The sequence below is a fragment of the Streptomyces sp. NBC_00012 genome, from assembly GCF_045040875.1.
Lineage (GTDB): Bacteria > Actinomycetota > Actinomycetes > Streptomycetales > Streptomycetaceae > Streptomyces.
Genome location: NZ_CP108309.1, coordinates 6,146,500 through 6,168,436 on the forward strand (window position 1 = coordinate 6,146,500; position 21,937 = coordinate 6,168,436).

Here is a 21,937-nt window from a genome sequence, read left to right on the forward strand (position 1 = left end):
TGCGGCGGAGGTGGACCCGGACGGCGTTTCCCGAGTGGCACGCCGTCCCGGGCCGGGCGAACCTTACCAAGAGTGGCGGGATCGTCACTCTGCGTAGAGATCGCCCTGATGTGCCCGGCCAGGGAGGCCCGCTGTGCCCAGTTCCGCCGTGACCGGCTCCGTACCGCTCCGCCGTTCCGTCGTCCCGCTGCTGCTGTGCTGCGCCCTGGTCGTGGGTGCCACCGGGTGCGGCGGGGGTGACAAGAGCGGTGCGAGCAGCTCGGCGTCCCCGAGCGGCACGTCTTCGGCCGGGGCGCAGAAGTTCGCCAAGACGCGGTTCGTCGCCAACGCGGGGCTCGCGGCCGGTGCGACGTACCAGTGGATCGTGAAGCCGTACAAGGCGGGCAAGTTCAAGAAGGGCGCGGACGGGCGGACGTTCGCCCTGGTCAAGGCCGGGCTCGCGGGCGGCTTCACCTACAACCGGCTGAAGGCGGCGGTGGTCAACGCCAAGGGCGACCCGCTGCTGTCCAAGGCGGTCGCACCGCTGACGGCGGGCATCGAATCGCTCAAGGCGCTCGGCGACAAGCTCCGCAAGGGCGAGGCGGGCGCGGGCGACATCGGCGCCTTCGAGAGCGTGATCAACGGCATCAAGTCGGCCGGCAGCAGCGCGGGCGCCGAGGTGAAGGACAAGGTGCCCAGCGCCTCCCAACTCGGCGGGTAATCGGTGGGGTTCGGCCCGTGATCGAACTAGGGTGCGTGGCATGAGCCGACTGACGTACGACCGCTACTGCGACGAGATCATCGCCCGCACCGACGCGTTGAGGGCCACCCTTCGTGGCGCGGACCTCGGCGCCACCGTGCCGACCTGTCCCGACTGGACCCTGCGCGAGCTCGCCCTCCACGTCGGCCGGGCCCATCGCTGGGCCGGTGAGATCGTACGTACCCGGGCCACCGAGGTGGTCCCGTCGGAGCAGGTACCGGACTCCGCCCCCGGGAGCGACGACCCCGCCGCGCTCGACGCCTGGCTGGCGGACGGCACGGCCGGCACCGTGGAGATGCTGCGGGCCGCGGGCCCGGAACAGAAGGTGTGGTCCTGGGGCTGGGAGGGGAGCACCGGCTTCTGGGCGCGCCGGATGGCGCACGAGACGATCGTCCACCACGCCGACGCGGCACTCACCGCGGGGACCGGCTACGAGGTGGCGCCGGAGTTCGCCGCCGACACGATCGAGGAGTGGCTGGAGATCGTCACCTTCGTACGGGCCGCGGGCGACAAGCGGGCCGCCGCGCTGACCGGGGCCGGGCGCTCCATCCACCTGCACGCCACGGACACGCCGGACGCCGAGTGGCTGATCGAGTTCGGCGAGGACGGCTTCACCTGGCGGCGCGCCCACGAGAAGGCGACCGTCGCGCTGCGGGGCCCGCTCACCGACGTCATGCTGGTCTTCAACCGGCGGCTGGCCGCGGACAGCGACCGGGTCGAGGTGCTCGGTGACGCGGAGCTGCTGGACTTCTGGCTGGAGCGCGCCGTGTTCGGCTGAGCGGTCACCCGGTGCCGTTGTGCGCGCCGGGCGGGGCTGAGCGAAGCTGGAAGGGACAGCACGCAGTGTCCGGCGGCCCCGTGGAGGTGCCGATGGAGCCAGCCCGCGCCCTGAAACGGATCGCCTTCCTGCTGGAACGCGGCAGGGCCGACACCTACCGTGTGCGGGCGTTCCGTACGGCCGCCGACGCGGTGGCCGCGATGGCGGACGGCGAGGCGGGCCGGCGTGCGGCGGCCGGTTCGCTGGAGTCGGTCAAGGGCATCGGGCCGAAGACGGCGCGGGTGATCCGGGAGGCGGTGGCCGGGGGCGTGCCCGGCTATCTGGAACAGCTGGAGGAGGAGGCCGCGGCCTCTCCCACCGAGGGCGGCGAGGAGCTCCGCGCGCTCCAGCGCGGCGACTGCCATCTGCACTCCGACTGGTCGGACGGCGGCAGCCCGATCGAGGAGATGGGCCGCACCGCGGCGGAGCTGGGCCACGAGTGGGCGGCCCTCACCGACCACTCGCCCCGGCTGACCGTGGCGAACGGGCTCTCCCCGGACCGGCTGCGCCGGCAGCTGGCGAAGGTCTCCGAGCTCAACGCGTGGTGGGCGCCGTTCCGGCTGCTCACCGGCATCGAGTGCGACATCCTCCCCGACGGTTCCCTCGACCAGGAGGACGAGCTGCTGGAACAGCTGGACGTCGTGGTGGTCTCCGTGCACTCCAAACTGCGGATGGACCCGGCCCCGATGACCAGACGCCTGCTCGCGGCCGTCCGTCATCCGCGGGCGAACATCCTCGGGCACTGCACGGGGCGGCTGATCGCGGACCGGAAGCGCGCGGAGTCCCGGTTCGACGCGGACGCGGTCTTCGCCGCGTGCGCGGAGGCGGGCACCGCGGTGGAGATCAACAGCCGGCCGGAACGGCTCGACCCGCCCCGCCGGCTGCTGAGCCGCGCCGTCGCGGCGGGCACCCTCTTCGCCATCGACACCGACGCCCACGCGCCCGGACAGCTGGACTGGCAGATCCACGGCTGCACCCGTGCCGAGGAGTGCCTGGTCCCGGCGGAACGCGTCGTCACCACCTGGCCGGCCGATGAACTCCTGGCCTGGTCACGCGCGGGCACGATCCCGGAGCGGGCCCGCTCCGGGGCGGACGGGGCCATCGGTGCGGCCCCGGGACAGGAGCGGTGAAGCCATGACGGCCACAAGCGTGCGAGGCATCGACCACATCGGGGTCACGGTCCCCGACCTGGAGACCGCGACCCTCTTCCTCGCGAGGGCCTTCGGCGCCGAGGTGCTCTACGACACCCTGCGCCGCCAGGACGGACCGAACGGTGGCCCGGACGTCGAGCGGCGGCTCGGTGTTCCGGCGGGCACCCAGCAGCTGGCGATCAGGATGCTGGCCCTGCCCGGCGGCGGTCCGGGCATCGAGCTCTTCGAGTTCCAGGGTCCCCGCCGCGAACCCCCGGTGCTGCCCTGCGACTTCGGCTGGCAGCACGTGGCGCTGTACGCCGACGACCTGGACGCGGCCGTACGGGACTGCGTGGCCGCGGGCGCCTCGCTGCTCGCCGCTCCGCAGCCGCTGCGGGGCCCCGAGGCGGGCGAGCACAACCGGTTCGCGTATCTGCGTACCCCGTGGGGCAGCACCCTGCAACTCCTGACCTACCCCGACCCCCAGCCCTGGGAGCGCACCGCAGCACGACGGAGCGCCCGCCCCGCGCAGAGCGGTACCGGCACCTGGCCGACCGACCCGGCCCGGCCCTGAGGGCTGCCGCCGCACGCCCGCCAGGGATTACGGGGCAGCCCTCAGTTGAGCTCGGCGAGCACCCGCAAGGTGTGCGGGTCCGGCGCCGTCACCAGAAGATCGGTGACCGGCCCCTTGCGCCACAACTCCAGCCGCTCCGCGATCCGTTGACGCGGTCCGACGAGCGAGACCTCATCGGCGAAGGCGTCCGGCACCGCCAGCACCGCCTCCTGCTTGCGCCCCTCCAGGAACAGCTGCTGGATCCGCCGCGCCTCCTCCTCGAACCCCATCCGCGCCATCAGATCGGCGTGGAAGTTGCGGGCCGCGTGGCCCATTCCCCCGATGTAGAAGCCGAGCATCGCCTTCACCGGCAGCAGCCCCTCGGCGACGTCGTCACAGACCAGGGCGCGGGCCATCGGCGCGATCATGAATCCGTCGGGCAGGTCCGTGAGCGACGCCTCGTACACGTCGGTGCGCATCGGAGACCAGTACAGCGGCAGCCAGCCGTCCGCGATCCGGGTCGTCTGCGCGATGTTCCTCGGCCCCTCCGCCCCGAGCAGCACGGGCAGCTCCGGCCGCAGCGGATGGGTGATCGGCTTCAGCGGCTTGCCCAGACCGGTGGCGTCCGGACCGTCGTACGGGTGGGAGTGGAACCGGCCGTCCAGCTCGACGGGAGCCTCGCGGCGCAGGACCTGGCGGATGACGTCGACGTACTCCCGGGTCGCGGTCAGCGGGCTCTTCGGGAACGGCCGCCCGTACCAGCCCTCCACCACCTGCGGTCCGGACAGCCCGAGGCCGAGCATCATCCGGCCGCCGGAGAGATGGTCGAGGGTGAGGGCGTGCATGGCGGTGGCGGTCGGGGTGCGCGCCGCCATCTGCGCGATGCCGGTGCCCAGCCGGATGCGGGAGGTGTGTGCGGCGATCCAGGTCAGTGGGGTGAACGCGTCCGATCCCCAGGCCTCCGCCGTCCACACCGACGCGTACCCCAGCGTCTCGGCCTCCCTGGCCAGCTCCAGATGGGCGGGGTTCGGGCCGCGGCCCCAGTATCCGAGCGCGAGTCCGAGCCGCATGGCCGCCGCCTCCCAATAGTTCTGACGCTACGTCAGGAAATGAGGTACGGACGGAGGGTACGACAGCGGCCCCCCGCCCGGAAGGGGCGGAGGGCCGCTGTCGTACCGCGTGTGGCGGGCTCAGCCGCGCTGGATGCCCGTGGTGTCCTGGAGCACACCGCGACGGCCGTCCTGGGTCTGGGCGATCAGGCCCGGACCGCGCTGCTCCACCGCGAGGTACCAGGTGCCGGGCGCCAGTTCGGCGATCGGCGACGGCGAACCGTCCTCCCCGTACAGTGGGCGGGCCACCGGCACCGCGAACCAGAACGGCGTGAAGTCGCCGGTCGGCGCACCCGCCGCGGGAGCCTGCTGGGCGTTCCCCTGGGGCTGCGGCTGCGGCTGCGGCTGCGGCTGACCGGGCTGCGGCTGCGCACCGTAGGGCTGCTGCTGACCCGGCTGGCCGCCGTAGGGCTGCTGCTGGGCGCCCGGGTAGCCGTATCCCTGGCCGGGCTGCGGCTGGCCGCCGTACGGGGCCTGCACCCCGCTCGGGGCCGAGGCGCTCACCAGCGGGGCCTTGAGCGCGGGGACCAGCGGGGTGGCGACCGCGCCGCCCGCGAGCACGATCGTGGCCAGCAGGCCGAGGATCATTCCGGCGCCCGCGTCATCGGCGTCGATGGTCGTCCAGAAGCCGGCCCAGAGCGCGAAGACACAGAAGGCGGCGCCGAATTGGCCGAGGTCGAGGCCGACGACCTTCCGGGCCGGCATGGAACGGCCGACAACGACCAGTGCCGCACCGATGATCCCGGCCAGGAAGATGCTCATCAGGACACCGAGCGTGTCCCAGGCGTTCGGGGCGTCGTAGTTGGAGCAGTTGATGCCCGCGGGGCAGTCGAAGCCGAAGAGGTCGAGGAAAGAGGCGATGAACAGCACCACCGCTGCTCCGATCACCACCCCGTCGCCTCGAGTGAGGGAGCGGATATTCACGTGAAGGTCCTTAGTCGGTCGTCTCGTCGGGGCGGTCGTCGCTGCCGCCTGCACGGGTACGGCGGGCACGGCACGAAGCTCGGGGGCGGCCCCCATCGTACGGATGAATCTATCGTCTGCCCGGGCGGGTTGTGCCCCTGCCCGGTCCTCGGACGCACTTCCCCCCAATTCCGCCTCAGAACTACCTCTTGCTACCCCTCCAGGTAGCTGCTGATGCCGTCGGCAATGCCCTGGGCCGCCTTCTGGCGCCAGCCCGCGCTGGTGAGCAGAGCGGCGTCCTTCGGATCACGCATATTGCCGCATTCGATGAACACTTTGGGCACGGTCGACAAATTCAGTCCGCCCAGATCCTTTCGGGTGTCCAACCCGCTATTGCCGCCGACGTAATTGGAAGGTGCGCTTCCGGTATTGCGCACGAAGAGGCCGGCGATCCTGGTGCCGAGATCGCGCGAGGGCTCGACGATCTTCGAGGTGTCGGCTTTCCCGCCCCGCACCGGTGCGGGAAGGATCACATGGAAGCCGCGGTTGCCGACCGCGGAGCCGTCCGCGTGCACCGAGACCACGGCATCGGCCCGTGCCTCGTTGCCGATCCGGGCCCGCTCGTCGACGCACGGCCCGTACGCGCGGTCGTTGTCGTAGGTCAGCACGACCTTCGCGCCCTGCTTCTGGAGGAGGGTGCGCAGCCGGTGCGACACATCGAGGGTGAACCGGGCCTCCGCGTAACCGGAGTTGGTGGACGTGCCGGTGGTGTCGCACTCCTTGTGCGTGGTGCCGATGTCCACCTGGCGGTTGATCTCGCGGGTGTGCAGATGGTTGTTCGGGTTGTGCCCGGGGTCGATGACGACGGTCTTCCCGGACAGCGGCCCGGTGGCCCCGCCGCCCGTGGGCTTCGACGGCTTCGAGGGCTTCGCGGACGGGGTGGGGGAGGTGGACGTCTTCTTCTCCGGCGCCGGAGCGCTCTTCGACGGCGGCGGGGCGGAGGTAGCGCCGCCGCCCTGCCGGGGCTCGGCCTGCGCCCCGCCGCCCACATCGCCGACGTCGCCCGCGCCGCAGCCCGCGGCGGTCAGGCACACGGCGACGAACGCGGTGGCGGCGAGCAGGGACCGGCGGCGCCGGGTGGGGGGAACACTCTCGTCGTACGGCACCACGCGATGCTATCCGGGCCCCGGACGGCCCGCCTCAGATCGCCGATCCCGCCCCCGTCCGCCGCAGAACCCGCAGCGAATCCGTCACGGACACCTCGGTGAACGCGCCGGAGGCCAGCGCTCGCAGATAGATGCGGTACGGCGCCTGGCCGCCGTGCGCGGGGTCCGGGAACACGTCGTGGATCACCAGCAGCCCGCCCTCGGCGACATGCGGCGCCCAGCCCTCGTAGTCGCCGTTCGCGTGCTCGTCGGTGTGGCCGCCGTCGATGAAGACGAACCCGAGCTTCCCGCCCCAGACCGCCGCGACCTGCGGGGACCGCCCGACCAGCGCCACGACGTGGTCCTCCAGGCCCGCCGCGTGCAGGGTCCTGCGGAAGGTCGGCAGCGTGTCCATCCGCCCGACCTCCGGGTCCACCACGGTCGGGTCGTGGTACTCCCAGCCCGGCTGCTGCTCCTCGCTGCCCCGGTGGTGGTCGACGGTGAGCGCCGTCACACCGGCCGCCCGCGCCACGTCGGCGAGCAGGATGGTGGAGCGCCCGCAGTACGTGCCGACCTCCAGGATCGGCAGCCCCGACGCGGCGGCCTCGGTGGCGGCGGCGTACAGCGCGAGTCCCTCGATCACCGGCATGAAGCCCTTGGCGGCCTGGAAGGCGGCGAGAATCTCGGGCGACGGCTCGACGACGGACTCGGCGGGCACGGGTTCCTCCTGGTGGGGACGGTGATCGGGGCACGTGTTTCGACGGCGCCCCATCGTGCCGCACGCCCCGGCCGGTGGTGTCGGCGGGGCCGGGGCCGGGTTGTCATCGCCGGGGCCGCCTCCTGAGCCCCTGCGGGTTCTCGCAGTCGACGTGCCGGTAGAACGTGACCGGGCTTCCGGACGCGAGCTCGATCTCACCGCGTCGACAGCGCTCAAGGGCCTCGATCGGTTTCAGGCACGCGGGGGGTGAGTTCGTCCCCGGTCTCCTCCAGACCGATGACTACGTGCGCACCATCCACCGGCGCGCGCACGAGAGACTTTCCGCCGACGAGATCGACCGACTCGTCGACGTACGGATGACGCGGCAGGAGGCGCTCCGCCGCGAGCTGGCGCCGCTCAAGTTCGCGGCGGTCATCAATGAGGCGGTTCTCCACCGCCGGGTCGGCGGTCCGGCCGTCATGCGTGCGCAGATAGAGCATCTGGCGGAGGTGGCCGAGCTGCCCTCGGTGCGGGTGCAGGTCATCCCCTTCAAAGCGGGCGCACACCCTGGAATGAACGGCGCCTTCACACTGCTTCGGTTCGACGACGCGCAGTCCATCGTCTACCTGGAGAACCTCGGCGGGGCTTCGGTCACGCGGAGGCGCGCCGATGTGTGCCTGTACGAAGAGGCGTTCAACGACCTCCAGATTCTTGCCGTGGGGCCAGAGGAATCTCTCGGCATGATCAGAGAAGCAATCAAGAAGCATTGATTTACATGACCACTCATGAGCTCGCCGGTGCCCACTGGTTCAGGTCCAGCTACAGCAACGACCAGGGCGGTCAATGCGTCGAGGGCGCCCGGCTCGACGGGCACCGGATGGCCGTTCGCGACTCCAAGGACCCGGGGCAGGGCGCTTGTGTCTTTCCTGCCGTTGCCTGGTCGGCGTTCGTCGATGAGGTCAAGTCCGGCGACACCGTTGCCTGATGTTTCTTGAACGGAGGCCCTTGCCGCGTGCGGCAGGGGCCTCCGCCGCTGATTAGGGTGCCCGCATGGGTTTCTACGATTTTCGTTGCGCCGTCACCGGGATCAGCCTGCGCGGGATCGACGCGGTACTCGTCGGGCTGCGGCCGGTCGGTGACCGGTACCGGCCGCTCACCCTCGGCATCGTCGGAGAGTACAACCGGCTCGGCTCGATCGACGGTATCGAGGAGGACTCCCACACCGATCTGGTCTCGGAATACTTTCACCGCCGCGCACGGGCCGGTGACTTCGTCATGGACCCGGGGTACGCGGACGACTACGGGAATCCGCCGCGGGACATCGAGAACCTGCTGGCCTACTTCGAGCGGAACGTCAGCGACTCGTCCGAGGAGCACCCGGCGGCGACGCTGTTCGGCCGGCGCGTCTTCTCGACGCTCGTCGCGCGGCCCGTGTGGACCGCCCTGGCGTCCGCGTTCGCTCCGGGCGGAGGTACGTACGAGACCTGGTACGAGGAGATCTTCGCTGGATCCGCCGAGACCAAGGAGATGTACCGCGACCTGATTCGGGAGCTCGCCCGGCACATCGAGGAGCTGTCCGCGGTGAACGGCTTCCTCGACTCCCGCGGACTGGGCTGGTCGATCCCCGACAGTGACGAGATCGGCGGGCAGCACTTCGGTCCCGAGATGCGGGAGTACCTGGACGCGGCCCGGTCGGGCTTCCACGACGTCCCGGGCGTGCTCGAAGCGCTCACGGAGTACGAGCAGCGGGTCGGTGACCTGCTCGACGACTGATGCACTGGCTTCAGGTCTCTTCGTACGGCCATGAGCACGGGCATGAGCCCGACTGTCAGAGGCGCGCAGTACGGTCGCCCCATGGCAGCCGTGATCGACCTGACGCTTGACTGTGCGGACGCACAACTCCTCGCCGTTTTCTGGAAGACGGCCCTCGGCTATGTCGACGAGCCACCGCCGGCTCCCTTCAGAACACGCGCGGAGTGGTTCGCGTCCTTCGACCTGCCGGAGGACGACTCCGTGGACGACGGAGCGTGGCTCTGCGATCCCGACGGCGTCGGCCCCCGCCTGTGCATCCTCAAGGTCCCCGAGCCCAAGACGGCGAAGAACCGGCTCCACATCGACGTCCGGGTGCCGGGGCACGGCAGTCCCGACGAGCGATGGGCACGGATCGAGGCGGAGTCCGAACGCCTGGTGCGGGCCGGCGGGACCGTCCTGGAGAAGTTCGACGGGCACCACGTGATGATGGCGGACCCGGAGGGCAACGAGTTCTGCGTCGGTGCGGCTGCTGCGTGACAGGTCGGTGGCGTCGGGCCCGGCCGCAAGGCCGTACGCCCCCGCCGGGCACAGTGTGTGCTCGGCGGGGGCGTACGAGGGGTGAGCCCGGGTCGGGGCTGGTCGGTGGGGCCGGGACGTCAGCAGCTCTGCCAGAGGCGGGTCATGACGCGGACGCCGAAGCGCAGGCCCTCCAGCGGGACGCGTTCGTCCACGCCGTGGAAGAGTCGGCCGTAGTCCAGGTCGTGCGGGAGCTTGAGGCCCTTGAAGCCGAAGCATCGGATGCCGAGGTGGGTGAAGGCCTTGGCGTCGGTGCCGCCCGGGTTGCAGTACGGGACGGGGTGGCCGTCCGGGTCCTCGGCGCGTACGGCCTCGCACATGGCGTCGACCAGCGGGCCGTCGAACGTCGTCTCCAGCGCGATGTCGTGGTTGACCCACTCGCGGGTGACCGAGGGGAGCAGGAGCCTGTCGATGGTGTCGATCAGCTCCTGCTCGTGGCCGGGGAGGAAGCGGCCGTCCACTCGGGCGGTCGCCTTTCCGGGGATGACGTTGGTCTGGTAGCCGGCGTCGAACATGGTGGGGTTCGCGGAGTTGCGGAGCACCACCTGCATGAAGTCGGAGACCGGGCCCAGCTTCGCGAGGCTGCCCTCGACGTCGTTCTCGTCGAACTCGACACCGTAGAGGCGGGCCGCCTCCTCCAGCAGTGCGCGGACCGGCTCGATCAGCCGGATCGGGAAGGTCTCGCGGCCGATCCGGGTGAGCGACTCCGCGAGGTCGGTGACCGCGTTCTCGTCGTTGGGGGAGGAGCCGTGGCCGGCCCGGCCGGTGGCGGTGAGCTCCATCCAGGCCATGCCGCGCTGGGCGTTCTCGATCGGGTAGAGGCGCCGGGTGTCGTCGATGGCGAAGGAGAAACCGCCGCCCTCCCCGATCGCCTCGGTGACCCCGGTGAACAGCTCCGGGCGGTGCTCGACCAGCCAGTGGGCGCCGAACTTGCCGCCCGCCTCCTCGTCGGCGAGGAAGGCGAGGACCAGATCGCGCGAGGGCCTGGTGCCGGTGCGGGCGAAGTGACGGGCGGTGGCCAGCATGACGGCCACCGTGTCCTTCATGTCGATCGCGCCGCGGCCCCACAGGTAGCCGTCGCGGATCTCGCCGGAGAACGGCGGGACCTGCCACTCGGAGGCGTCGGCCGGGACCACGTCCAGGTGGCCGTGGACCAGGAGGGCGCCGCGCTCCGGGCCGGCGCCCGCGATCCGGGCGATGACACTGGCGCGGCCCGGGGCCGACTCGACCAGCTCGGACTCGATGCCCACCTCGGCCAGCCGGCCCACCACCCAGTCGGCGCTCGCGCGCTCGTTGCTGGTGGGGTTGGAGGTGTCGAACCTGATCAGCTCGGCGCAGAGTTCGACGACCTCGTCCTGGGCCTCGGCCGAGGCCGGGACGAGCGGGGCGGTGGGGTCGGGGGTGGTCATGCTGCTCCCACAGGGGTTGTCGCGGGGGCGGCGGGGGCGGCGGTGTCGTCCTCGTCGTCCAGGGTGGAGGTGCCGTACGGCTTCACCCAGCCCAGCAGGCCGAGGGCGCTGTACAGGATGAAGGCGGTGGCCAGCGAGTTCAGGGCCGGGATGCCGCCGTCGTAGAACTTGCCGACGCAGAACGCCGCGATCCAGATGGCGATGGACATCGGGACCCAGGTCGGCGAGGTCCTCGGCAGGGTCTCGGACTCGCGGGTCTCGTCCAGCGGCTTGCGCATCTTCTTCACGACCCAGTACTCGGCCACGATGATGCCGCCGATCGGCGGGATCGCGACGCCGAGGATGGAGAGGAACTCGGTGAAGTGGGTCATGATCCCGACCGCGGACAGGACCGTGCCCGCGATGCCGAGGACGATCGTGACCGCGCCGCGGTGGATCCGCTTGCCGAAGACGACCTGGAAGAAGTTGACGACGCCGAGCGAGGAGCCGTACAGGTTCCAGTCGTTGATCTTCGCGGTGGACATCAGGACCACGATGACACCGAAGGCGCCGGAGGTGGAGAGCACGATGTGCGAGACCTCGTTGCTCTTGACCAGGTGACCCAGGAGCACACCGGTCAGGCCGACGATGTACTCGGAGAGGATCATCGACGAGGCGCTCTGCAGGAAGACGTGCGAGCCCTTGCGGTTGTACCGGGTCATCTCCGGGGACACGATCGCGCCGGTCATGTAGCCGCCCGCGATGGCGGTGGCGGCGACGGCCAGCGGGATGGTCTGGCCGGGCGGCGGCGAGTGGATCAGCTCGCTGAGCGAGTGGTCCTTCAGCGTCGAGACGATCGACCAGGCGACCATCGCGAAGAACAGCGGGGTCACGATCTTGGCGAAGACGGCCATGTACTTGAAGCCGAAGATCACCAGCGCGGTGATGGCGATACCGGCCAGCACGCACCACATCCAGGACGGGCCGCCGACCAGCGCCGAGACGCTGTTGCCGAAGATCGTGTTCTGGACGCCGAACCAGCCGACCAGACTGACCGCGATCACGAAGCTGACCAGTGCCGAGCCGTTGCGGCCGAAGCCGACCCAGCGGGTCAGCATCGGCGTCGCCAGGCCCTCGCGCATACCGGCCAGGCCGATCGCGAAGATCACGATCTCCAGGATTACCGCGCCGAGCGTGAAGGCGAGGAAGGCGTCCCCGAAGGTCATGCCGACACCGATGGTGGCGCCGAGGGTGAACTGCGAGATCGAGCCGGACTGGGCCAGCCACTGGAGCAGCATCGACCAGAAGCCGAACCGCTTGTCGCGCGGGACGCGCGAGAGCGCGTAGTCGTCGCTGCCGATGGCCTTGGTCTCGGGGGCCACGGTCTCGGCCTGCGGGGTGGCTGCCATCAGGACTCCTGGGGTGTGCGGCCGAGGGTCTGGAGGTGAGCCAGCGACCCGTAACGGCTGACGAGGTTGTCGAACTCCACCGCGTCGTGGAAGTCCAGTTGTCCGCTGCCGTAGGCCTTGGCGACCTCCACGGCGTAGCGGGCGGCGGACGCGATGTCCGTCTCGTGGCTCGCGCCCGTGCCGCAGCCCGGCACCGCGGCGGCCGAGGTGATGGCCAGACCGACGACCGGGGCGGCCGTCGCGGTGGCGGGCTGAAGGATCGAATTGATGTGGTGTGCCCCATTACCGTACGGGGTGATGTCCTGCGTGGTCACGGGGTACGTGACCAACGGCTCACCGGTCACCACGGCCAGCAGCTCGCCGAGCTGCTCACTGACCCGGAGCACCCAGCCCTCCTTGACGGTGGGCGACAGGGCGAGGCCCTTGTGGTTGATGATCCGGTTGCCCTTGGTGGTGTCGATGGAGAGCACGGCCTCCATCTCACCGGTCACCTCGTGGCGGTTCATGGTGGCGATGTCCACGGGCGAGCCCATGAACGGCACCGGGTCGTGCGGCTCGGTCGGCGCGTTCGGGCAGATGTGGGTGGCGACGATCACATCACCGGGCAGTACGTCGCCGCGGCGGCGCATGTCGAGCAGCTTGGCGGCGGTGGCGATCGCCGAGACGGCGCCGTCGGCGTCGGAGACCAGACCGGTCACCTCGGGCCGGGCGCCGATGCCGCCGAGCCGGCCCACCACGCCCAGCGTGCGGGCGTCGCCCCCGGACGTACGCCCTCGGGCGCCCGGGATGCGAACCATCACGAAGTCGGTCGAGCCCTGCTCGCCGGCGACCGTGGTGACCTGCGCGGACGAGCCCTCGGTCCCGCTCACGGAGTCGAGGTACTCGACGACCGTCTTGCCATTGACCTGGGGATCGTCCAGCAGATCGACGATGTCCAGTACGTACTTCAACATGGGGGGCCTTTCTCGCTCATCCGGGCACCCGGGCCGAGGCGCTCGACGGGGGAAGCGCGGGGCGGGGTGCTGAGGCCACATTCGGGATCGGATAGCGTTGAACGCAACTGTTTCCCGTTATTTGCAATTCAGGTCTGAATGGTGAGATGACGATGGCGGACTTCGATCTGGACCGGCGCACCCCCGCCGGAGCCCTGCAAACCGTCGACCGGGCGCTCCTGGTGCTGCTCGCCTTCGAGCGGACCCGGCCCGACTGGGGCGTCACCGAGGTCGCCGAGGAGTTCGGCTGGGACACCTCGGTGGCCCAGCGGCTGCTCGCCACCCTCGCCGGGCGCGGCTTCCTGGTCTCCGACCCGGTCACCCGCCGCTACCGCATCGGCCCCGCCGTGCTGCGCCTGGGCCGGCTCTGGGAGCGCTCCGGATCGCTGGAGCTGCTGGCCGGACCGGTCCTGGAGGAGCTGCGCCGGGTCACCGGCGACACCGTGCTCTTCTGCCTGCCGGACAGCTTCCACATGCGGTGCGTCGCCGCGGAGGAGGGGGAGGCCGGGCCGCTGCGCTACTACCCGCTGGTCGGCGAGCTCTACCCGGCGCACGCCGGGGCGACCAGCAAGTCGTACTACGCGTATCTGCCCGACGAACAGCGCCACCGGCTCTTCCGGGGCCGCCCGATGGCCCGCTTCACGGAGCGGACGGTCACCGACCCGGACCGGCTGGAGGAGGAGTTCCTCAAGGTCCGCGCCCAGGGGTACGCCTTCACGGTCGGCGAGTACGACACCGGCATCGCGACCGTCGCCGTACCGGTCTTCCTGGGGCGCGAGCCGTACGGCAGCCTCAGCCTGGGCGGCGCCGAAGAGCTTTTCCGGGAGGCGCCGGACGACCGGCTCGACGCACTGCGCCACGCGGCCCAGCTGCTGGAGCGACGGCTCACCCACCCTCCGCAGCGCCCGAAGCCCCGCACCCGTCGCCCCCGCACCACCTGACGATCCGGAAGAGAACCAAGAGGAACCCGATGAATCTGCTGCTGCTCTCCAACTCGACCCAGCACGGCCGCGGTTATCTGGAACACGCCATCGACACCGTCACCGCGTTCCTGCCCGACGGCGCCCGGCTGGCCTTCGTGCCCTACGCGCTCGCCGACTACACCGCCTACACCACACGCGTCCGCGAGGCCCTGGAATCCCGCGGCATCACCGTCCGCGGGGTCCACGAGAACGCCGACCCGGTCGCCGAACTCGCCGCGTCCGACGCCGTGTTCATCGGCGGCGGCAACTCCTTCCGGCTGCTGAGCGCGCTGTACCGGACCGGGCTGCGGGACGCCGTGACCGAGGCGGTGCGGGACGGGCTGCCGTACATGGGAGCCAGCGCCGGTACGAACATGGCGGCGCCCACCCTGCGCACCACCAACGACATGCCCATCGTGCAGCCGCCGTCCTTCGAGACGCTCGGCCTCGTCCCGTTCCAGATCAACCCGCACTATCTGGACCCGGACCCGGCCAGCACCCACAAGGGCGAGACCCGCGAGGAGCGGCTCACCGAATTCCTGGAGGAGAACGACGTGCCGGTGCTCGGCCTGCGCGAGGGATCCTGGCTGCGGGTCGACGGGCGCCAGGCCCGGGTGCAGGGCGCCCGCCCCGCCCGGCTGTTCACCCGCGGCGCGCGGCCGCAGGAGCTCCCGGCGGGGTCGGACGTCTCTCATCTGCTCACGACGACACCGCGGTTCGACGCTCCGGTGCGCTGACACCCAGCACCAGATCGGCGTCGACCGGCAGGCCGTCGCCCGGGTACGCGGCAGGGCGGGCGCTCGGCGCGTACCCGGTGGCCGAACCCGCCAGCACGAAGTCGCCGCCGTGCGGGGCGGCCAGCGCGTAGTGGCCGTCCTCGTCCGCCACGGTGAGACCGGCCTGGCGGCCCCGGTGGTTGATCAGCGTGACATTGGCGCGGGCCACCGCGGCGCCGTCCGCGTCCAGCACCCGGCCGCGGAAGCCGCCCGAGCCGGCGACCGGGCGGGAGGCGCCCGGCACCGGGGCCGGGGCGTCCTCGTCGCTGCTCGCCAGCAGCGCCGGGCGCATCGCCTCGCGCTGCGACGGCAGGAACGAGGCCAGCACCAGCCCGATCACCACCGCACCCGTCGCGATCAGGAACGAGATGCGGAACCCCTCCATCGAGGGCAGCGCGACCCCGCCGGTGTGCACCGAGGTGTTCGCCAGCACCATGCCGATCACGGCGCTCGACACCGACGTGCCGATCGACCGCATCAGTGTGTTCAGGCCGTTGGCCGCGCCGGTCTCGGACGGATCGACGGCCCCGATGATCAGCGCGGGCAGCGAGGAGTAGGCGAGCCCGATGCCGGCGCCGAGCACCACCGCGATCACCACGGTCTGCCAGGCGGCGCTCATCAGCCCGAGCCCCGCCCCGTAACCGATGGCGATGACCAGCATGCCGAGCATCAGGGAGACCTTGGGGCCCCGGCGGGCGGACAGCCGGGCGTACAGCGGGGCGACGAACATCATCGTCAGGCCGAGCGGCGCCACGCACAGCCCCGCGACCACCATCGACTGCCCGAGGCCGTACCCCGTCGACGCCGGCAGCTGGAGCAGCTGCGGCAGGACCAGCGAGACGGCGTAGAAGGCGACCCCGACCATGATCGAGGCGAGGTTGGTGAGCAGCACCTCGCGCCGGGCCGTGGTCCGCAGATCGACCAGCGGGGCCGGGCTGCGCAGCTCGAACAGGCCCCACAGGACGAGGATCACCAGCGAGGCGGCGATCAGCCCGAGGGTGCTGCCGGAGGTCCAGCCCCAGTCGCTGCCCTTGGTGATGGGCAGCAGCAGGCAGACCAGGCCGAGCGACAGCCCCAGCGCGCCGACCAGGTCGAACCGGCCGGGGGCGCGCAGGGTGGGCTCCGGCACCACCAGGACGGTGAGCGCCATCGACAGCACTCCGAGACCGGCCGAGCCGAGGAACAGGGTGTGCCAGTCGGAGTGCTGGGCGACCAGCGCGGCGGCGGGCAGTGCCAGGCCGCCGCCGACCCCGATCGAGGAGCTCATCAGCGCCATCGCCGAGCCGAGGCGCTCGCGCGGCAGCTCGTCGCGCATGATGCCGATGCCCAGCGGGATGGCGCCCATGGCGAAGCCCTGGAGCGCGCGTCCCATGATCATGATCACGAGATCGTCGGTGGAGGCGCATATCAATGAGCCGACCACCATCACGGCGAGGCTGGCGAGCAGCATCCTCCGCTTGCCGTAGAGGTCACCGAGCCGCCCCATGATCGGGGTGGCGACGGCCCCCGCGAGCAGCGTCGCGGTCATCACCCAGGTGGCGTTCGACGGGTCGGTATGCAGAAGGGCGGGCAGGTCCTTGATGACGGGGACGAGCAGGGTCTGCATCACCGCGACGGTGATACCCGCGAAGGCGAGCACGGGAACGACCCCGCCGCCCGCCCTGCGCGGCCTCGGATCGGGGAGTTCCCCGGCGTGCTGTCCGTTCGTCGTCTGTGGCATACGTGCGGCCTCCGGGCGGCGTGATCGAGGGTCTGGAGAGGCATGCGGGCGGTGCGGGCGGGCAGCGCCCGACCGCCAAGTGTGTGCAGGGTGAAACCTTCCAGGTGCGTGAGGTATTCCGGTGAACGCGGTGCGAACGGGGGCACGACGGCGCACTCGGCCCGGAACGCGCGGAGATCGGCCGCCATCTGACCTTCCGTCAGAATGGAACGTGTTCTACTCTTGCGCCGTTCCAGTGGCTGCGACCGGCGAGGATCCGCATGGGCATCGGAATCACCGAAGAACACAGGGAGTTGGCGCAGGCCGTACGAGGTTGGCTGGCGCGCGCCGTACCGCCGAAGGAGATCCGGGCGCTTCTCGACGCGGAGGCCCCCGACACCCCCGGCGTGCGCCCCGGGTACTGGGACGGGCTCGCCGAACAGGGCCTGCTCGCCATCCATCTGCCCGAGGAGCACGGGGGCGGGGGCGGCCGGCTCCTCGATCTGGCGGTGGTCCTCGAAGAGGCCGGCCGGGCCGCGCTCCCCGGCCCGTACCTGTCGAGCGCACTGGCCTCCGCCGTACTGCACACGGCGGGCCCGCACGATCTCGTGCGCGACCTCGCGGCCGGTACGCGCATCGGCGCCGTGGCCCTCGGCCCCGGCACCCTCACCGTCGTCGAGCACGAGGACGGCCATCTGCTGGACGGCACGGCACCGCCCGTCCTCTCCGGCGCCGAGGCCGACCTGCTGCTCCTGCCCGCCGAATCGGCCACCGGCACCCTCTGGTTCGCCGTCGACTCCGCCACCGCGGGGCTGACCGCGCGCCCGCACCGGGGCGCCGACCCGACCCGGCCCACTGCCGAGGTCCATGCCGAGGGCGTACTCGTCCCGGCCGGCCGCCTCGTACGGACCGACACCACCCGCGTCCGCGACCTCGCCGCCGTCCTCCTCGCCGCCGAAGCCTGCGGAACGGCGGCCAGGGCGCTGCACACCGCCGCCGAACACGCCAAGGTCCGCGAGCAGTTCGGCCGCCCCATCGGGCGGTTCCAGGGCGTCAAGCACCTCTGCGCCGACATGCTCGTACGCGTCGAGAAGGCCCGTGCGCTGGCATGGGACGCGGCCCGCGCCGCCGACGAGGAGACGGACCCGGACCCGGACCCGGACGTACGGTCCATGGTCGCCGCCCTCGCCGCGTCCGACGCCCTCGACGCCGCGTACGGCTGCGCCAAGGACTGCGTCCAGATCCTCGGCGGCATCGGCTTCACCTGGGAGCACGACGCCCATCTGTATCTGCGCCGGGCCCTGGTGGCCCGGCAACTGCTCGGGACCGGCGACACCCACCGGCTGCGGGCCGTCCGGCTGGCCGAGGGCGGGGCACGCCGCTCACTCGCCCTCGAACTGCCCGCCGGGGCCGCCGGCCACCGGGCCGGGGCGCGCGAGGCGGTCGCCGCCGCACGCGGCCTCGGACCGAAGGAGGCCCGTCGCGTCCTCGCTCCGACCGGCTACGCCGCCCCGTACCTCCCGGCCCCCTACGGCCTGGGCGCCGGTCCCGTGCAACAACTCGTCATTCAGCGGGAGTTGGCTGAGGCGGGGGTGAAGCTGAGCGACCTCGGGATCGCCACCTGGGTGGTGCCCTCGCTCATCGCCCACGGGACGCCGCAGCAGCAGGAGCGCTACCTGCTGCCCACCCTGCGCGGCGAACTCCTGTGGTGCCAGCTGTTCTCGGAGCCCGACGCGGGATCCGACCTCGCCTCGCTGCGCACGAAGGCGGAACGGACCGACGAGGGCTGGCGGATCAACGGGCAGAAGGTGTGGACGAGCGCCGCCCAGTGGGCCGACCACGGGATCCTGCTCGCCAGGACCGACCCGGACGCCCCCAAGCACCAGGGGATCGGCTACTTCCTCGTCGACATGAAGAACACCCCGGGCATCGAGATCCGGCCGCTCAAGGAGATCACCGGCGACGCCCTCTTCAACGAGGTGTACTTCGACAACGTCCTGCTGCCCGCCGACGCCGTCGTCGGCGAGCCCGACGGCGGCTGGAAGGTAGCCCGCAACACCCTGGGCAACGAACGCGTCCACATGGCCGACCAGATGACCTTCGACACCGGCCTGGAAGCGCTGATCGCCCGCTCCGGCGAACTCGACGGCGCCTGCCGGGCCCGCATCGGAGCACTCGCCGCCGAGGCCCACGCACTGGGCTGCATCGGGCTGCGCACCACGATGCAGCAGGTCTCCGGGCTCGAACCCGGCGCGGGCGCCTCCGTCCGCAAGCTCGTCCAGACCACCCACCAGCAGAAGGTCGCCGAACTCGCCCTCGAACTGCTCGGCCCGGCGGGCGCGGCCGGTGAAGGACCGGGGGAGCGGGCCCTGCACGGCTTCCTGATGTCCCGCTGCCTGACCATCGCGGGCGGCACCACCCAGGTTCAGCTCAATGTCGTAGCCGAGCGCATCCTCGGCCTCCCGCGCGATTGAAATCGAAGGGACTTGCCATGAAGCCCGCGAAGCCCACGAACCACGCGAAGCCCATGAAGCTCATGAAGGCGTACGTCGTCGGCGTCGGAATGACGAAGTTCGAGAAGCCCGAGACACGCGACTGGCAGTACTGGGACATGGCGAAGGAGGCCGGGACGGCGGCACTCGACGACGCCGGGGTCGCGTACGAGCAGATCCAGCAGGCCGTCGTCGGCTACTGCTTCCAGCCCTCCACCGCCGGTCAGCGCGCGGTGTACGAACTCGGCCTGACCGGGATCCCCGTCTACAACGTCAACAACAACTGCGCCACGGGCTCCACCGCCCTGATGATGGCCCGTCAGTTCGTCGAGGGCGGCGGCAGCGACTGCGTCCTCGCGCTCGGCTTCGAGAAGATGACGCGCGGCGCACTCGGCGGCGGAGGCGCGGACGGCGGTGCCGCCGACTTCAAGACTTCGCCCGTCGCCCGGCACTACGGGATCATGGCCGCCGCCCACGGATTCGAGATGAGCCCGCCCACCGCCCAGATCTTCGGCAACGCGGCCCGCGAGCACATGGAGCGGTACGGGACGACCGAGGCGCAGCTCGCCGCGGTCGGCGCCAAGAACCACCGGCACTCGGTGAACAACCCGTACGCCCAGTTCCAGGACCCGTACACGGTCGAGGCGATACTCGCCGCGAAGTCCATCCACCGCCCGCTGACCAAACTCCAGTGCTCCCCCACCTCGGACGGCGCGGCCGCCGCCGTCGTGGTGTCGGAACGCTTCGTCGAGCGTCACGGCCTGGGCGACCGCGCGGTCGAGATCGTCGCCCAGGCCATGACCACCGACACCGGCGACTCCTTCGCCTCGGGGACCTGCATCGACGCGGTGGGCCTGCCGATGTCGCGGGCCGCCGCCCGGCAGGTCTACGAGGCGTCGGGGCTCTCGGCCGCCGACCTGGACGTCATCGAACTGCACGACTGCTTCTCCATCAACGAACTCCTCACCTACGAGGCGCTCGGGCTGTGCGGCGAGGGCGAGTCCGGGAAACTCGTCGAGTCGGGCGCCACCACGTACGGCGGCCGCTGGGTGGTCAACCCGTCCGGCGGGCTGATCTCCAAGGGACACCCGCTCGGCGCCACCGGCATCGCCCAGGCCGCCGAACTGACCTGGCAGCTCAGGGACGAGGCGGGAGACAGGCAGGTGGCGGGGGCCCGGGTCGGCCTGGCCCACAACATCGGGCTCGGCGGCGCGGCGGTGGTGACGCTGCTGCGGCGGTAGGCCGACAGGGCCTGGGGGCTGTCCGTCCGGATCGGGCCGGGATCGCGGGGTCCGGCCCGATCCGGACGAAATGCCCTGGGCCCGAATACCGATGTACGGGGCGATGTGCGGGTGCGAGTATGACGGCCATGGTTGACGTCAAGACGCCCGTGCCGCCGCTGGAGCGGACCAGCACCCGCACCTGGGCGGCGGTGCTCGCCGCCTGTGTCGGTCAGTTCCTCGTCGTGCTCGACGTGTCCGTCGTCAACGTCGCCCTGCCGTCGATGCGTTCGGACCTGGGGATGAGCCCCGCCGGGCTCCAGTGGGTGCTCAACGCCTACTCGATCGCGTTCGCCGGATTCATGCTCCTCGGCGGACGCGCCGCGGACATCTACGGCCGCAAGCGGATGTTCCTCGTAGGCCTCGGCCTGTTCACCGCCGCCTCCCTGGCCGGCGGGCTCGCCCAGGAGGGCTGGCAACTGCTCGCCGCCCGCGCCGCGCAGGGGCTCGGCGCCGCCGTGCTCGCCCCCGCCACCCTGACGCTGCTCACCACCGCAGTCCCCGAGGGCCCGGCCAGGACGAAGGCGATAGGCACCTGGATGGCCGTCGGAGCGGGCGGCGGCGCGGCCGGCGGACTGATCGGCGGGGCGCTCACCGATCTGTTCTCCTGGCGCTGGGTGCTGCTGATCAATGTGCCGGTCGGAGTGCTCGTGCTGGCCGGCGCCGCGGTCCGGCTCGTGGAGGGCCGGACCGGGGACCGGCGGCGGATCGACCTGCTGGGCGCGGTACTCGTCACGGTGGGCCTCGCCTGCGTCGCGTACGGCATCGTGCAGACCGAGGAGTCGGGGTGGACCGCGACGGCGACCCTGGCACCGCTGCTCGGCGGAGTGGCCCTGCTGGGCGTCTTCGTGGTGGTGGAGGCCCGGACGGCGGAGCCGCTGATGCCGCTCCGGGTGCTCGGGACGCGGGCGGTGACCTCGGCCAACGCGGCGATGTTCGTGATCGGTTCGGCGACGTTCTCGATGTGGTACTTCATGACCGTGTACGCCCAGGCCGTGCTGGGCTACTCCCCGCTGGAGGCCGGACTGGCCCTGATGCCCACGTCGTTGGCCATCGTCCTCGGCGCGAAGTGCGCGCCCCGGGTGATGGCCGTGACCGGCGCGAAGAACCTGGCGCTGATCGGTACGGCGATCGCCGCGGCGGGCTTCGGCTGGCAGTCCACGATGGGCCCCGACGGTTCGTACCTCACCTCGGTCTGCCTGCCCGGCGTCCTGATGATGGCCGGCGCGGGCCTGGCGTCCACCCCGCTCGCCTCGCTGGCCATCACCGGCGCGGCCCCCGGCGAAGCGGGTCTGGTCTCCGGCCTCGTCAACACCTCCCGCACGATGGGCGGTGCGCTCGGTCTCGCCGCGCTCTCCACCGTTGCGGCGGCCCGCACGGCGGGTGGCACCGGACCGCAGGAGCTCACGGCCGGCTTCGCCCTCGCCTTCCGGACGGCCGGCACGATACTGCTGGGCGGGCTGCTGCTGATGGCGCTCTGGCTGCCGCGCCATCGGTCGGACCGGCGCTGAGACGCGG

At 71.5% G+C, this 21,937-nt stretch carries 21 protein-coding genes; 13 read left to right on the forward strand and 8 right to left on the reverse strand.

Annotation, left to right across the window (positions count from 1 at the left end; all coding sequences use genetic code 11):
- The first annotated feature begins 148 nt into the window (after positions 1–148).
- The 4 genes from OHA19_RS28200 (at position 149) to OHA19_RS28215 (ending at position 3,260) form a co-directional block, all read left to right on the forward strand.
- Positions 149–700, forward strand: coding sequence for a hypothetical protein (locus tag OHA19_RS28200; protein WP_405721415.1), 552 nt, complete (start codon positions 149–151; stop codon positions 698–700).
- Between the two features lie 40 nt (positions 701–740).
- The gene (locus OHA19_RS28205) at positions 741–1,517 is read left to right on the forward strand and encodes a maleylpyruvate isomerase family mycothiol-dependent enzyme (RefSeq protein WP_405712200.1); all 777 of its coding nucleotides are present in this window, start codon (positions 741–743) and stop codon (positions 1,515–1,517) included.
- A 92-nt stretch (positions 1,518–1,609) separates the two neighbouring features.
- Complete coding sequence (locus OHA19_RS28210) at positions 1,610–2,686, forward strand: PHP domain-containing protein (protein ID WP_405752081.1); 1,077 nt, start codon at positions 1,610–1,612, stop codon at positions 2,684–2,686.
- A gap of 4 nt (positions 2,687–2,690) precedes the next feature.
- Positions 2,691–3,260: a VOC family protein gene (locus OHA19_RS28215; protein WP_405712196.1), complete on the forward strand. Its 570-nt coding sequence runs from the start codon at positions 2,691–2,693 to the stop codon at positions 3,258–3,260.
- Between the two features lie 41 nt (positions 3,261–3,301).
- On the opposite strand, the gene OHA19_RS28220 is transcribed toward OHA19_RS28215, so the two are convergent.
- From OHA19_RS28220 to OHA19_RS28235, 4 genes are all read right to left on the reverse strand, one after another.
- Positions 3,302–4,309 carry an LLM class F420-dependent oxidoreductase gene (locus OHA19_RS28220; RefSeq protein WP_405712194.1) on the reverse strand — a complete coding sequence of 336 codons (1,008 nt, stop codon included), beginning with the start codon at positions 4,307–4,309 and terminating at the stop codon, positions 3,302–3,304.
- 120 nt (positions 4,310–4,429) lie between these two features.
- Positions 4,430–5,272 carry a hypothetical protein gene (locus OHA19_RS28225; protein WP_405752082.1) on the reverse strand — a complete coding sequence of 281 codons (843 nt, stop codon included), beginning with the start codon at positions 5,270–5,272 and terminating at the stop codon, positions 4,430–4,432.
- 191 nt (positions 5,273–5,463) lie between these two features.
- A complete protein-coding gene (locus OHA19_RS28230; protein ID WP_405712190.1) occupies positions 5,464–6,417 on the reverse strand; it encodes an N-acetylmuramoyl-L-alanine amidase in 954 nt (317 codons plus the stop codon).
- Between the two features lie 34 nt (positions 6,418–6,451).
- A complete protein-coding gene (locus OHA19_RS28235; protein ID WP_405721412.1) occupies positions 6,452–7,045 on the reverse strand; it encodes a class I SAM-dependent methyltransferase in 594 nt (197 codons plus the stop codon).
- A gap of 260 nt (positions 7,046–7,305) precedes the next feature.
- Here OHA19_RS28235 and OHA19_RS28240 point away from each other — a divergent pair, with 260 nt between their 5' ends.
- The 4 genes from OHA19_RS28240 to OHA19_RS28255 all read left to right on the forward strand — a co-directional run bounded on the left by OHA19_RS28240 (position 7,306) and on the right by OHA19_RS28255 (position 9,382).
- Complete coding sequence (locus tag OHA19_RS28240; RefSeq protein ID WP_405753320.1) at positions 7,306–7,863, forward strand: DUF5753 domain-containing protein; 558 nt, start codon at positions 7,306–7,308, stop codon at positions 7,861–7,863.
- Positions 7,864–7,868: 5 nt separating this feature from the next.
- Positions 7,869–8,078, forward strand: a complete 210-nt coding sequence (locus OHA19_RS28245; protein WP_405712188.1) for a DUF397 domain-containing protein — start codon at positions 7,869–7,871, stop codon at positions 8,076–8,078.
- A 65-nt stretch (positions 8,079–8,143) separates the two neighbouring features.
- Positions 8,144–8,866 (forward strand): hypothetical protein, encoded by a 723-nt coding sequence (locus tag OHA19_RS28250; protein ID WP_405752085.1) that lies wholly within the window; start codon positions 8,144–8,146, stop codon positions 8,864–8,866.
- A gap of 81 nt (positions 8,867–8,947) precedes the next feature.
- Complete coding sequence (locus OHA19_RS28255; RefSeq protein ID WP_405712184.1) at positions 8,948–9,382, forward strand: VOC family protein; 435 nt, start codon at positions 8,948–8,950, stop codon at positions 9,380–9,382.
- Between the two features lie 119 nt (positions 9,383–9,501).
- Here OHA19_RS28255 and OHA19_RS28260 read toward each other — a convergent pair whose 3' ends face one another.
- Genes OHA19_RS28260 through OHA19_RS28270 form a run of 3 tightly spaced genes read right to left on the reverse strand, consistent with a single transcriptional unit; the run spans position 9,502 to position 13,171 of the window.
- Positions 9,502–10,830: a M20/M25/M40 family metallo-hydrolase gene (locus OHA19_RS28260; RefSeq protein WP_405712182.1), complete on the reverse strand. Its 1,329-nt coding sequence runs from the start codon at positions 10,828–10,830 to the stop codon at positions 9,502–9,504.
- Complete coding sequence (locus OHA19_RS28265) at positions 10,827–12,218, reverse strand: cytosine permease (protein WP_405712181.1); 1,392 nt, start codon at positions 12,216–12,218, stop codon at positions 10,827–10,829. Before OHA19_RS28265 ends, OHA19_RS28260 begins: the two co-directional genes overlap by 4 nt.
- Complete coding sequence (locus OHA19_RS28270) at positions 12,218–13,171, reverse strand: DUF1177 domain-containing protein (protein WP_405752088.1); 954 nt, start codon at positions 13,169–13,171, stop codon at positions 12,218–12,220. Before OHA19_RS28270 ends, OHA19_RS28265 begins: the two co-directional genes overlap by 1 nt.
- Positions 13,172–13,323: 152 nt before the next feature.
- Between OHA19_RS28270 and OHA19_RS28275 the strand changes: the two genes are divergently transcribed.
- Both OHA19_RS28275 and pepE read left to right on the forward strand, forming a co-directional pair.
- The gene (locus OHA19_RS28275) at positions 13,324–14,151 is read left to right on the forward strand and encodes an IclR family transcriptional regulator (protein ID WP_405721409.1); all 828 of its coding nucleotides are present in this window, start codon (positions 13,324–13,326) and stop codon (positions 14,149–14,151) included.
- 29 nt (positions 14,152–14,180) lie between these two features.
- The gene (gene pepE / locus OHA19_RS28280) at positions 14,181–14,909 is read left to right on the forward strand and encodes a dipeptidase PepE (protein ID WP_405712177.1); all 729 of its coding nucleotides are present in this window, start codon (positions 14,181–14,183) and stop codon (positions 14,907–14,909) included.
- On the opposite strand, the gene OHA19_RS28285 is transcribed toward pepE, so the two are convergent.
- Complete coding sequence (locus OHA19_RS28285) at positions 14,872–16,668, reverse strand: MFS transporter (RefSeq protein ID WP_405712175.1); 1,797 nt, start codon at positions 16,666–16,668, stop codon at positions 14,872–14,874. The genes pepE and OHA19_RS28285 overlap by 38 nt on opposite strands.
- A gap of 260 nt (positions 16,669–16,928) precedes the next feature.
- Here OHA19_RS28285 and OHA19_RS28290 point away from each other — a divergent pair, with 260 nt between their 5' ends.
- The 3 genes from OHA19_RS28290 to OHA19_RS28300 all read left to right on the forward strand — a co-directional run bounded on the left by OHA19_RS28290 (position 16,929) and on the right by OHA19_RS28300 (position 21,930).
- Positions 16,929–19,121 carry an acyl-CoA dehydrogenase gene (locus OHA19_RS28290; RefSeq protein ID WP_405712173.1) on the forward strand — a complete coding sequence of 731 codons (2,193 nt, stop codon included), beginning with the start codon at positions 16,929–16,931 and terminating at the stop codon, positions 19,119–19,121.
- Positions 19,122–19,183: 62 nt separating this feature from the next.
- Positions 19,184–20,380, forward strand: a complete 1,197-nt coding sequence (locus tag OHA19_RS28295) for a lipid-transfer protein (protein ID WP_405721406.1) — start codon at positions 19,184–19,186, stop codon at positions 20,378–20,380.
- 119 nt (positions 20,381–20,499) lie between these two features.
- A complete protein-coding gene (locus OHA19_RS28300) occupies positions 20,500–21,930 on the forward strand; it encodes an MFS transporter (protein WP_405712171.1) in 1,431 nt (476 codons plus the stop codon).
- Positions 21,931–21,937 lie beyond the last annotated feature (7 nt).